General features: G+C 71.8%; 11 protein-coding genes and 1 tRNA gene. 6 read left to right on the forward strand and 6 right to left on the reverse strand.

The features are described 5' to 3' along the window. Nucleotides 1-103: 103 nt before the first annotated feature. Entirely contained in the window at nt 104-1,420 is a 1,317-nt protein-coding gene (locus tag IE258_RS22785) for an SAM-dependent methyltransferase (RefSeq protein WP_189746279.1), read from the forward strand. A gap of 71 nt (nt 1,421-1,491) precedes the next feature. Here the strand turns inward: IE258_RS22785 and IE258_RS22790 are convergent, their stop codons facing one another. Both IE258_RS22790 and IE258_RS22795 read right to left on the reverse strand, forming a co-directional pair. Beyond that, entirely contained in the window at nt 1,492-4,023 is a 2,532-nt protein-coding gene (locus tag IE258_RS22790) for an ABC transporter permease (RefSeq protein WP_189746281.1), read from the reverse strand. Nucleotides 4,024-4,117: 94 nt separating this feature from the next. Beyond that, entirely contained in the window at nt 4,118-4,888 is a 771-nt protein-coding gene (locus tag IE258_RS22795; protein WP_127892937.1) for an ABC transporter ATP-binding protein, read from the reverse strand. Nucleotides 4,889-5,363: 475 nt separating this feature from the next. Here IE258_RS22795 and IE258_RS22800 point away from each other — a divergent pair. Further along, nucleotides 5,364-5,450, forward strand: a tRNA-Leu gene (locus IE258_RS22800). Nucleotides 5,451-5,700: 250 nt separating this feature from the next. Here the strand turns inward: IE258_RS22800 and IE258_RS22805 are convergent. From IE258_RS22805 to crcB, 4 genes are all read right to left on the reverse strand, one after another. Beyond that, complete coding sequence (locus IE258_RS22805; protein ID WP_189746283.1) at nt 5,701-6,468, reverse strand: hypothetical protein; 768 nt, start codon at nt 6,466-6,468, stop codon at nt 5,701-5,703. A gap of 183 nt (nt 6,469-6,651) precedes the next feature. Then, on the reverse strand, nt 6,652-8,616 hold the full coding sequence (locus tag IE258_RS41740) for an FUSC family protein (protein WP_268256336.1): 1,965 nt from the start codon (nt 8,614-8,616) through the stop codon (nt 6,652-6,654). Beyond that, nucleotides 8,613-8,987 (reverse strand): fluoride efflux transporter FluC, encoded by a 375-nt coding sequence (locus IE258_RS22815; RefSeq protein WP_189746424.1) that lies wholly within the window; start codon nt 8,985-8,987, stop codon nt 8,613-8,615. The genes IE258_RS41740 and IE258_RS22815 overlap by 4 nt, the downstream gene beginning before the upstream one ends. Next, a complete protein-coding gene (gene crcB, locus IE258_RS22820; RefSeq protein ID WP_189746287.1) occupies nt 8,984-9,475 on the reverse strand; it encodes a fluoride efflux transporter CrcB in 492 nt (163 codons plus the stop codon). Before crcB ends, IE258_RS22815 begins: the two co-directional genes overlap by 4 nt. Nucleotides 9,476-9,601: 126 nt before the next feature. Between crcB and IE258_RS22825 the strand changes: the two genes are divergently transcribed. From IE258_RS22825 to IE258_RS22840, 4 genes are read left to right on the forward strand one after another with little or no spacing between them, the layout of a single operon-like run. Beyond that, nucleotides 9,602-10,591 carry an urea transporter gene (locus tag IE258_RS22825; RefSeq protein WP_229892352.1) on the forward strand — a complete coding sequence of 330 codons (990 nt, stop codon included), beginning with the start codon at nt 9,602-9,604 and terminating at the stop codon, nt 10,589-10,591. 57 nt (nt 10,592-10,648) lie between these two features. After that, a complete protein-coding gene (locus IE258_RS22830) occupies nt 10,649-10,954 on the forward strand; it encodes an urease subunit gamma (RefSeq protein WP_153179504.1) in 306 nt (101 codons plus the stop codon). Nucleotides 10,955-10,956: 2 nt separating this feature from the next. Continuing rightward, on the forward strand, nt 10,957-11,832 hold the full coding sequence (locus IE258_RS22835) for a sirohydrochlorin chelatase (RefSeq protein ID WP_189746292.1): 876 nt from the start codon (nt 10,957-10,959) through the stop codon (nt 11,830-11,832). Continuing rightward, the gene (locus IE258_RS22840; protein WP_189746294.1) at nt 11,829-12,251 is read left to right on the forward strand and encodes an urease subunit beta; all 423 of its coding nucleotides are present in this window, start codon (nt 11,829-11,831) and stop codon (nt 12,249-12,251) included. Before IE258_RS22835 ends, IE258_RS22840 begins: the two co-directional genes overlap by 4 nt. Nucleotide 12,252: the final 1 nt, after the last annotated feature.

Consider the following 12,252-nt stretch of genomic DNA (forward strand, 5'->3'; position numbering starts at 1 on the left):
GCTATTTTGCCGAGTCGTAACGCGCGCCGGGGACTGTACCGCGGGCTCCCAGGTGTTTACGTGGTGTTGGACATTCCGGGATCGCTCGTCACGGAGGTACGCCATGGCTGACGCCGCGCTGCGGCTGCAGAACCTCTTCGAACAGTTGCTGGGAGCACCACTCCCGGTGCGCATCCGCGCCTGGGACGGTTCGCAGGCGGGTCCGCCGGGCGCGCCGACCCTCGTCGTCCGCAACCGCAGGGCCCTGCGCCGTCTGCTGTTCAAACCGGGTGAACTGGGCCTGGCCCGCGCCTGGGTGGCCGGCGACATCGACGTCGACGGGGACCTCTACACCGCCCTCGGCCTGATGGCCGGTCTCATCTGGGAGCGCGGCGAGGACGCCCGCGGTCTGGTCGAGGCGCTGCGCGACCCGGAGGTCCGGGCCGCCGTACGCGGTCTGGTGAAGCTCGCCGGGCCGCCGCTGCCGCCCGCCCCGCCGCCCGAGGAGGTCCGCCGGGCCCGCGGCCACCTGCACACCAAGCGCAGCGACAAGCGGGCCATCAGCCACCACTACGACGTCGGCAACGACTTCTACGAACTCGTCCTCGGCCCCTCCATGGTGTACTCCTGCGCCTACTGGCCCGCCCCGCCGGCCGAGGGCGGCACGCTGGAGGACGCCCAGCGCGACAAGCTCGAACTCGTCAGCCGCAAGCTCGACCTGAGCCCCGGTCAGCGCCTCCTCGACGTCGGCTGCGGCTGGGGCTCCATGGCGATCCACGCGGCCCGCGAGCACGGTGTGAGCGTCGTCGGCGTGACCCTCTCCCAGGAGCAGGCCGCCTACGCCCGCAAGCGCGTCGCCGACGAGGGCCTCACCGACCGGGTGGAGATCCGCGTCCAGGACTACCGGGACGTCGCGGACGGGCCGTACGACGCCATCTCCTCCATCGGCATGGCCGAACACGTCGGCGCCGAGCGCTACCTGGAGTACGCCACCGACCTGCACCGGCTCCTCAAGCCCGGCGGCCGGCTGCTGAACCACCAGATCGCCCGCCGCCCCCAGCGGGACGAGTCCGCCTACAGCGTCGACGAGTTCATCGACGCCTACGTCTTCCCCGACGGCGAACTGGCCCCCGTCGGCACCACCGTCACCCAGCTGGAACGCGCCGGGTTCGAGGTGCGCGACGTGGAGTCGATCCGCGAGCACTACGCGCTCACGCTGCGCCGCTGGGTCGCCAACCTGGAGTCCGACTGGGCGACGGCCACCCGCCTCGTCAGCCCCGGCCGGGCCCGCGTCTGGCAGCTGTACATGGCCGCCTCCGCGCTGTCCTTCGAGCGCAACCGGATCGGCGTCAACCAGGTCCTCGCCGTGAGGACGCCCGACTCGGGTGCCTCCGGGATGCCGTTGCGGGCCCGCGTGTGGGGAGCGCCCGACCGGGCCTGACCCGCACGGACCCGAAGGGCCGGGCCCCCGTGCGGGGAGCCCGGCCCTCGGTGCGTCGCGTCGGGGCGAGGTCACTCGGCCTTGATCGCGTTCAGCATGTTCAGGCGGGCGGCGTTGCGGGCCGGCCACATCGCGGCCAGGACGCCCACCAGAGCGGCCAGCACCACGAAGATCCCGATCCGGTCCCAGGGCAGGACCAGCGCGTACCCGGGGATCTCCTCGGCGACGGTCTCGCCGATCGCCCAGCCGAGGAACGTGCCGAGACCGATGCCGACCACCGCGCCGAACACCGAGATGACGACGGCCTCCAGCCGCACCATCCGCTTCACCCGGCGCCGGTCCAGACCGATCGCGCGCAGCATGCCGATCTCCTGCTGCCGTTCGAAGACGGACATCGCGAGGGTGTTGACGACGCCGAGCACCGCGATGATCAGGGCCATCGCCAGCAGGCCGTACATGACGTTCAGCAGGGTGTTGATGGCGCCGCCGAACTCGTCGCGGATGTCCTGCCGGTCCATCACGGTGATCGCGGGGTTGTCGCCGAGCGCGTCGACGAGGACCTTCTCGTTCGCCGCGGACTGGCCGCCGTCGACCTTCACGAAGATCTGCCGGATGGACGGCTTCGCCTCGTGCCGGTCCACGACCTTGCGGTCGACGAGGACGGGGGAGAGGAACTCGCTGTCCTTGTAGACGGCACCGACCGTCAGCGTGGCCTTCTCGTCGTCGTCGAAGGTGACGGGGACGGTGTCGCCGGGCTTCCAGCCCCTGTTCTCGGCGGTCTTCTCGGCGACCGCGATCCGGCCCTGGGCCAGGGAGCCCGCGTCGCCGTTGACGACGTCGACGGTCAGGACCTTCTCGATGTCTCCGGGGGTGACCGCCGAGGCGGACACGTAGTCGCCGTCGACCTGGAAGTAGGCGTCCTGCTGCGGCGACACCGCGGACACGCCGTCGGCCTTCTCCAGCGCGGTCAGCGCGGAACGGTCGAGGTCGCCCCCGTTGGCCATCGAGACCATGTAGTCGGCCTTGATGTTGTCCGTGGTCATCTTGTCGATGGCCGTGCCGACCGTGACACCGAGCACCGACAGGCCGGTCACCAGCGTCAGTCCGATCGCCAGTGCCGAGGCGGTGGCGCCGGTGCGGCGCGGGTTGCGGACCGCGTTCTGGCCGGCCAGCTTGCCGGCCACCCCGAAGGGCCCGACGAGCAGCGGACGCACGAGTGCGATCACGGGCCGGGACAGCAGCGGGATCAGGACGATCACGCCGATCAGGGCGAAGAACGCGCCCGCGCCGATGTACATCCGGCCGTCGTCGCCGCCGGCCGAGGCGCCCGCCACGATGCCGGCCGCACCGAGGGCGGTGATGGCCGCACCGATGGAGTTGCGCACCACCAGCGACTTGGTGGTGGCCACCGCGTGGACGCTGTTCATGGCCGCCACCGGCGGGATCTTCGCGGCCCGGCGGCCGGGCAGCCAGGCGGCGAACACCGTGATCAGCACGCCCACCGCGAACGCCGCGACCACCGGCGTGGCGGACAGGACCAGCGGACCGTCCGGCATCTTCATGTCGGCCGCGGCCATGCCGGAGCGCAGTCCGACGGCCAGACCGACGCCGAGGGCGAAGCCGACGGCCGAGGCCACCAGACCCACCAGCGCGGCCTCGGCCAGCACCGAGCGGGTGATCTGCCTGCGGGACGCGCCGACGGCGCGCATCAGGGCGATCTCCTTGGTGCGCTGGGCGACCAGCATCGTGAACGTGTTGGAGATCAGGAAGATGCCGACGAACAGCGCGATGCCGGCGAAGCCGAGCAGGACCTGCTTGAGGTTGCCCAGGCCCTGTTCGATCTGGTCGGCCTGCTCGTCGGCGAGTGCCCGGCCGGTCTGGGCCTCGGCGGTGTCCGGCAGCAGCGGCTCGACCGCGGCCAGGATTTCGGCGTCGTCGGCGCCGGGGGCCGCGGTGACGGTGGCGTCCTCGAAGTAGCCCTGTGCGAGGTACTGCTTCTGGGCGACGGCGGTGTCGAAGAGGACGAGGCTGCCGCCGGCGTTGACGGCGCCGTCCTCGGTGGTGAACACACCGCTGAGGGTGTACTCCCGCACCGGCCCGTTGGTCGCGACGCGCACCCGGTCGCCGACCTCGTACTCGCCCTTGGCGGCGGACTCCTCGTCCAGCGCGATCTGGCCGTCCTTCACCGGGCCCGAGCCGTCGGTGAAGGTGTAGGCGGCGTCCTTGCCGTCCTTGCCGGGGGCGAAGTTGGAGCCCTTGTTGGACCAGCCGACGCCGATGAGCTTCCCGTCGGGGTCGGCGACGCCGGCGAAGCCCTCCACGCGGCCGTACACCCCGGCGACGCCGTCCACGGCGGAGATCTTGTCGAGGACCTCGCCGGACAGGCCGGGCTCCTCCTTGGGGTTGTCCGGGTCGGCGTGCGAGGTGACGGCGACGGCGACGTCGTCGTAGCTCTTCGCCGACTGGTTGCGGAAGGCGTTGGAGAGGGTGTCGGCGAAGACCAGGGTGCCCGACACGAACGCCACGCCGAGCATCACGGCGAGCACGGTCATCAACAGCCTGGCCTTGTGCGCGAAGACGTTGCGCAAGGCGGTACGGAACATGGGGGTCTTCTCTGTCCAGACGTACGGGCGTACGGGGTACGGGGTGGGGGCGGCCGGGGGGCGGCCGGGGTCGGACGGGAGCGGACGCGGAACGTCAGCTGGTGCGGCCCTTGGCGTCGAACCGCTTCATGCGGTCGAGCACCGAGTCGGCCGTCGGCCCGTACACCTCGTCGACGATGCGTCCGTCCGCGAGGAAGACCACCCGGTCCGCGTAGGCGGCGGCCACCGGGTCGTGGGTCACCATCACCACGGTCTGGCCCAGCTCCCGCACCGAGTTGCGCAGGAAGCCCAGCACCTCGGCGCCGGAGCGGGAGTCGAGGTTGCCGGTCGGCTCGTCACCGAAGATGATCTCCGGCCGGGAGGCCAGCGCCCGCGCCACGGCGACCCGCTGCTGCTGCCCGCCGGAGAGCTGGGCGGGCCGGTGCCCGAGCCGCCCGGACAGCCCGACCATCTGGATCACGGAGTCCACCCACTGCTTGTCGGGCTTGCGGCCCGCGATGTCCATCGGAAGGGTGATGTTCTCCAGCGCCGTCAGCGTCGGCAGCAGGTTGAACGCCTGGAAGATGAAGCCGATCTTGTCCCGGCGCAACTTGGTGAGCTGCTTGTCCTTGAGCGAGCCCAGCTCGGTCTCGCCGATGCGCACCGAGCCGGACGAGAAGGTGTCCAGGCCCGCGACGCAGTGCATCAACGTGGACTTGCCGGAGCCGGAGGGGCCCATGATCGCGGTGAGCTCGGCCTGCCGGAAGTCGATGGAGACCCGGTCCAGGGCGACCACCTGGGTCTCGCCCTGGCCGTAGATCTTGGAAAGCTCCGTGGCGCGCGCGGCCACGAGGGTGGACCGGTCGGCGATGGGTGCGGTGGTCACGGGAAGGGCGCTCCTGTCGGTACGGCATGTGCGGTGGGCACGGTGCGCGTGCGGTCGGCACGGTGTGTGCTCGGGGACGTCATCCATCGTCCAGGCCGTACGGCGCCGTGTAGTCAGCCGCTGTTCCGGTTCAGGGGGCGACTTCGGTCGGACGGGACGGGCCGGTGTCATACCTGCGGATGACGGCCGACCCCGACGGAACCGACGACGCTCCCGGCGAGCAGGAGGTGGCGCGGGGTGGTGCGGTGGTGGCGCGAGAACGGGGCGGGCGCCCTCGTCGTGACGGTGAAATCCCGTCATTCCGCATACGGCGCGCAGCGTCGCACGCAAGGCTGTTGGCATGTGCTGATGGCCTGACCCGGTATCTGATGGACCCTCAGCCATCAATAAAATAAGACAACATCGATCGTCCCGCCCGAGGTCCGGGAGGGGCGTCCCGATAGGCTCAAGGCGCGCGAAGCGGAGCCCATGGCCTGCCCGGATGGTGGAATGCAGACACGGCGAGCTTAAACCTCGCTGCCCCTTCGAGGGCGTGCCGGTTCAAGTCCGGCTCCGGGCACCATCACTGTCACGCTGCGTGACCATCGGCGAGGTTCCACGGGGTGAGCCATCGCTCCTGACCGTGACTGGTTGCGACTCCGTGGTCCGTGTCTCCATGTCCGGATGAACATCGACGGCCCCGGGGAGCCCGATGGGCGACCGAGCCCCTGGGTCCGGCAGAGGGCCGACGGCGATGCCGAGGAGTGCGTGCGGGTCCTCGCGGAGGAGGACCGTCATGACCGGGTGCGGGGAGATCCGGGGCGGTTCCGCGATCAGTTGTGCTCTTCGTCGATGGTGACGGCGACACCGTCCTCGACCTGGACGGCGACGGCGACGCTGCCCTTCTTGGCCGCGGCTTCGAGGTCTTCCTCGGTGCAGGGCGTGACGGTCTGCGCGTCACCGCAGATCCAGCCGGCACCGTTGATGACGGTGTCGGTGGCGGTGAAGAAGGCACGCTCGGCACCGTCGCGGCTGAGGGAGTACTTGCCCGGGGCCATGTACCCGAGCGTGCCCGAGAAGAGCCCTGACCTCTCGCCCTCTCCCATGCCGTTGCCGCTGTCGGTGTGGTCCTCGATGATGCTGACGGCCACTCCGTCCTTGACGTCCACCGTCGCTCCGAACCCCTGCTTGGCCGCGGCCTCGAGCTCTTCCTCGGTGCACGGCGTGGCGGCCTGGCCGTCCGCGTCACCGCAGATCCTGCCCGCGCCCTCGATGTCGGTGTCCTCGGCGGTGAAGAACGCCTGCTCCGCGCCGTTGGCGTCCGTGACTGTGTACTTGCCGGGGGCGAGGTAGGCGACCGTGCCGGCCCACTTGCCCGACACCATCCCGCTCTTCGAGCCCTTCGAGACCGACTGGGCCTTGCCGCCGGTACCGGTAGCACCGTCGTCGGACTTCCCCTTGGCGGCCGAGTCCGAGGCCGTGGCCCCGGTCGACTTGCCGTCGTCCTCGCTGGCCTCTCCCTGACAGGCGGTCAGCAGCATCGTCGTGGCCACCAGCGCTGCGGCGGCGAGGACGGACTTGCGGCGGTGAGTGCGAAGCATGGTGGGTCTCCCCCTGGTGTGATGGTGATGGCCGGATTGGTCGTTCCGGCCGGCTCTCTGCCTTGCCGATCACCATCCTGAACGACGCGGTGACCTGCGGGAAGCGCGGTTACCGTGCCATGACACTCCTGTCGTGATCGCAGGACGAGCAGTTACGGGACGCGTGCCGCCCCCGGCCGGCGTTCACCCCCTCGTCGCCGGCGGTCCCCCTCGTGGGGGGTCGGGGAGTACCAGTGCGCCCTCCAGCGCGACCAGCCTGCGGCCCAGCTCGGGAGCGTGAGCCGGAGCCGGAGCCGACGGCAGGGGCGCGGGAAGGGCCTCGCGGAGTTCGGGTGAGCCGGGCAGGCCCGCGGCCGCCGCGCGGGCGAGGGCGTCCAGGTGACGTCCGACGCGGGCCGCGTCGTCGGGAGCGGGGGGCACCTGGGCGCCGAGCACGGTCCAGGTCAGCAGGCGTCGCACCGCCAGTACGGCCGGCCACAGCCGGTCCGCCGTACCGGTGGGGCGGACCTCCTCCGTCGGCACGGCCGCGTGCATGTCCCACAGTTCCGCCATCCGCAGCCAGGCCGCTCCCTCGCGGGCGGGCAGGACCGCCCCTGTCCGCAGGCGCTCCCGCACGGCCGTACCCGTCGCCGTCACGGCGTTCGACACCGCCGCGCGCACCCGGCGTCCGGGCACACCGGTCAACAGCAGTGTGGCGGCCAGACCGAGCACGAGACCGAGGGTCAGGTCGAGGAGTCGGAAGGCGGCCAGTCGGCCCAGGCCGACCGGGACGGCGGTGGCCACCAGCAGCAGGGCCACCGGGGTGTTCAGCATGGTGCGTACGAAGAGGGCGCTGCGCGGTACGCCCCGCGAGACCGCGTGGGCGACGGTGACCACGGCGACGGTCACCCAGGTGCCCGGTTCGTAGAAGTGGAAGACCAGAGCCGTGACCCCCACCCCGGTGAGGGTTGCGGTGAACCGGGCCCGGGCCCGCCGGGCGGGCTGCTGACCCGGGCCGCCCTCCAGCGCCGCGGCCGCTCCCACGGCCACCCACGCCGGGTGCAGGAGGGGGAGTGTGGCGCCCAGCGCGGTGCCGACCGCCACCGCGAGCCCGATCCGGAGGGCGACCGGGAGGTCGGGTGAGGAGCGGGACAGCAGGCCGCGCAGTTCCGACAGCATGCTTTTGCGGGGTGGCATCGGCACGGGCCACAGGTCGCGGGCCTCCGCCACTGCTTCCGGCGGGGATTGCGGACCGCCGGGAAGGGGCCCGGGGTCGCGGCCCGCCGCGATCTTCGTGGCGGCGGCCCGCAGCCACGCGACCCGGTCGGGCGACACCGGGGGCCCACCCCGTCCCGTCGCGTCCTGCGCCGTGTCGAGCAGCACCTCGAGCCGGATCATGAGGGTGTAGAGCGTCATCCGCCGGGGCGCCGGCTCGTGCGCGCCTCCTTCGCCGTGTCCACTGCGAGCGTTGTCGAGGGCGACCCAGGCACCGTGCACGGCCACGTAGGCGTTCCGGCCGGCGACGGGAGAAGCGCCCCGGGCGGCCGTCGCGGTGCCACCGGTCCCGGGTCCGGAGCGCCCCGCCGCGGCGGAGTCGACCCGCGTCCGCGTGAATTCCGCGACCGAACGGAAGGCGGCCGCCACCGCCCGTTCCTCCGGTGCGTACGGCCGCGACAGCCACCCCGACATGGCGGACGCCCAGGACAGTGCCGCCCCGACGGCGAGGCACCCGACGCGCACCGCCGTGTCCGAGGGCCCCGCAGGCGGGAGGAAGGCCGCGAGTGCGGCGACCAGGATGACGAAGTAGCTGCCCGGCCCGCTCATGCGCAGGGTGCGCACGAGCAGGGTGGCCACGACGGCGACGGTCGAGAGCACCCCCACCATGACCCACACGTCTCCGGCGGCCGCGGAACCGGCGACGAAGGCCAGCAGGAAGAACGCCGAAAGGATCACGAGCAGGGGGCCCCGCCGGGGATAGGGCTCGCGGGCGCCGTACGCGTCCACATACCAGCCCATCGCGGCGAAGATCCCGTTGTGGATGCCGGCGACCGCCGTGACCACGCCGAAGGAGAGCCCGAAGACCACCAACGACCGTGCCGCGCGCGCCCGGTCGAAGGGAGTCGGTGCCGAGCGCCACCTGTGGGCCGTCCGGGTGACGGCCGTGCTCACCACAGGGCCTGGGCGACCGCCATGCCGGCGAACGACAGCCCGAGACCGAGGGCGACCGTCACGAACACGTAGCCCGCGGCCCCGGCGATCCGCCGGGCGCTCGCCATGGAGTGGACCTCGTTGGAGAACGTCGACCAGGTGGACAGGGCGCCGCAGAAGCCCGTGGACAGCAGCGCCTGACCCGTCCGGCCGAGCGCGTCCTCGGTGCCCGCCTGGACCAGGAAGCCCAGGAGCAGGGCGGCGGCCATGTTGGCGAGGAACGTGCCCCAGTGGAAGGGGCCCCGCAGGTGTTCCTTCGCCGCCGTACCGATCAGATAGCGGGCCGGTGCGCCGATCGCGCCGCCCGTCAGGACCAGCAGCCACTCCATCAGGACCCGCCTCCCTCGCCGGCCCCCGCGGGCCGGCGGCGCGCCAGGGCCAGTCGAGCCACGACCACGCCCAGGACCACCGCCGTCAGGCAGCCCGCCACCGTCACCAGCAGGTTGGCCACGGCGTAGCCCGGCTGGTCGTTCTCGAACAGCCGACGGGTGTCGTCGGTGTAGGAGGAGAACGTGGTGAAGCCGCCGAGTACGCCGGTGCCGAGCATCGGATTGAGCAGGCGCGGGGCGCCGGTGAAGCGCTCCTTGAGCGCGACGATGAGCACACCCATCAGGAAGCACCCGACCACGTTGATCAGCAGGGTCGTCACGGGGAACGCGGCCCCGCCGGTGCGCCACAGCAGGGAGGCGTCGCTTCCGTTGCGCCACAGGCGGGAGGCCCCGTAGCGCAGGAGGGCACCGGCCGCTCCGCCGACCGCCACCACGGCGACCACGGTCCACTGTGAGCCGCTCGCGGTGTCCGGATGAGGGTGAAGGTGCATATCGCCAAAAAGTGCATATCGTCACACTAGCTGGCCCCCGATCACGCGGCCTCGTGTCAACGGGCGGCAGCTCACGAGCAGTCGACGGCCTGTCAGATGCCTTCACCACACCGCCGGGGAGTCAGCGTGGCCTCGCAGTCGATCGAGCACGGTGCGGGGTCGCCGACGCCGCAGTCGTCGGCGCACACGTGGAGAGGCACCGCTCTCGGAGCCCTGCGTGGCGTGGGCCAGGTGGACTTCCAGGCGAGCCTGTGGTGTTCGCTCGTCATCCTCGTCGCCCTCTGGGTGGCGGGCTGGGAGATCGGCCTGTTCGCCACCATCGGAGCGGTCGTCGCCACGCTGACGGCGCGGCTGCTGGCGGTCTCGCACGACTCGGTGACCCAGGGGCTGATGACCTATTGCGGGGTGCTGGGCGGCATCGCCATGGTGGTCTACCTCGGGAACCACCCCTCGACCTATGTGATGGCCGTGTGCGCGGCCGTGATGTGCACCCTGGTGACCGCCACGCTCGGGACCCTGCTCACGCCGTTCGGACTCAGGGCCTTCACCGGGCCGTTCTGCCTGGTCTCCCTGGTGATGGTGCTGGGCGCCCCCTCCTTCGAGCGTGTCTGGCACGGGACCCCCGAGTCCGCCGTCACCCCGGCCACCCCCAAGAGCCCTTACGTCAGCTGGACGGACGTGTGGCAGGGCTTCTTCTCCAACTTCTCGCAGATCTTCTTCGTCGAGACCTGGTACGTCGGCCTGATCATGCTGGCCGGCCTCTTCCTGGCCGGGTGGAGGGTGGGGCTGTTCGCCGTACTGGGCAGCGTCGTGGGGATCCTCACCGCGTGGGCGCTGGGCGCTCCGGCCGCACTGATCGGCGAGGGGATCTACGGCTACAACGCGGTCCTGACGAGCCTCGCGTTCGGCGTCGTCCTGCTGCGCGCCACCGCCTGGAACTTCGTCTACACCGTGGTGGCCGCCGCCGCCACCACCGCCCTGACGGCATCCCTGTCGGTGCTGTTCGAGAAGTTCGGCAGCCACACCTTCACCTGGCCGTTCAACATCGCCACCTGGGCGCTGCTGGCGGCGGTGCCCTTCCTGTCCCGCATCACCCTGCTGGCCGACGACTCCTGAGGTCCGGCCCGACGACGACCGTGTCACGCTCCCCGCGTCACCGAGGAAGGCAGTCCCATGAATCTGGCCCCCCGAGAAATCGACAAGCTGCTGGTGTACGTCGTGGCGAACCTGGCGCGCCAACGTCGGGAACGCGGCCTCAAGCTCAACTACAGCGAATCGGTGGCGCTCATCACCGAGGCCATCCTCGAAGCCGCGCGGGACGGCAAGACCGTCGCCGACTGCATGGAACTGGGCCGGCAGGTGGTCCGCGAGCAGCAGACCATGCCGGGCGTGCGGGAGATGCTGCCGCTGCTCCAGGTCGAGGCCACCTTCGACGACGGCAACAAGCTCGTCTCCTGCCACGACCCGGTCGGCGGCTGACCGTGCGCCGCGGCACGGTGGTCGCGGTCTGCGGCCATGAGAGCGACGGCGGACAGGCCCTGCGGGACCTCGTGGACCCCCGCGTCTCCTGCGTGTCCGGCGGTCGTGAACTGCTCCGGCGTGTCCGCGCGTCGCGCTCCCGCGGCGAGGACGTCTGCGTGGTGCCGATGACGCTGGGCCGCGACCCGGAGCTGGTCGCCGACGCCGCCCGCACGCTGCTGGGCCTGACCCCGCAGGAGCGTGCCGGGACGGTGCTGGCGGAGCCGTTCGGGACCACCGGGCACCTGGTCGGCTGGCTCCGGGCGGCGGCCTCGCGGCTACCGGAGGACCGGGCGCTCCTGGTCACCGCGCCGTCCGGCGACCCCTTCGTCGACGCGGACCTCTTCCGGACCGCACGTCTGGTGCGGCAGTACGGCCGCCACCGCATCGTCGAGGTCGCCCTCACCGGTGGCGACCCGGACCCGGCCGAGGGCGTCCGGCGGTGCCGTCTCCTGGGCGCCGAGCGCGTCGTGCTGCTCCCGGCCGCCTGGACGGTCCCGCCTGTGCCGGACCCCGGGTACTGCGAGCCGGGCGGGCCCCTCCTGACGGCGCCCGCGACGGCCGGCGTGCTCGACGCGCGCGTCGGCGACGCCTGGCACCGGCACGACAGGCACGGCGACGACGGCCTGCCCCGGGGCCTCACGGCGGCCCACGACCACGGCCATTCCCACAGCCACGGTCCGGGCGGCCACGACCACGACCACGGTGGTCACAGCCACAGCCACAGCCACAGCCACAGCCAAAGCCACAGCCATGGTCACAGCCACGGCGCGGCCACCCCCGCCCACGCCACCTCCCCCGTCTCCTCCGTTCTCCCGTCCAGCAGGAGCCTTCGATGAAACTCCCTCCGCGTTACCAGTACGCCGACGAGCCGATCGAGATCAACGCCGGCCGGCGGACCCTCAAGGTCACGGTCAGCAACACCGGCGACCGCGCCGTCCAGGTCGGTTCGGACTACCACTTCTTCGAGGCGAACTCCGCTCTCGAGTTCGACCGCGAGGCCACCCTCGGCATGCACCTCAACATCGCCGCCGGCACCTCCGTCCGCTTCGAGCCCGGCGGCAAGCGCGAGGTCGAGCTGTGTACCTACGCCGGCACCGGCCGCCTCACCGGTTTCAGCGGCCTGCTCAACGGCAGCGTCAAGTCGCACCCCGCGCGGGTGGAGGCCGTGAGCCGGGCACTGGAGCGCGGTTTCCGGAGCACCGGCGCCCCGGACAAGGGCGGCGCCAAGAAGGCCAAGAAGAAGGGATCCAACTGAG

The organism is Streptomyces tendae, assembly GCF_014650435.1.
GTDB lineage: Bacteria > Actinomycetota > Actinomycetes > Streptomycetales > Streptomycetaceae > Streptomyces > Streptomyces tendae.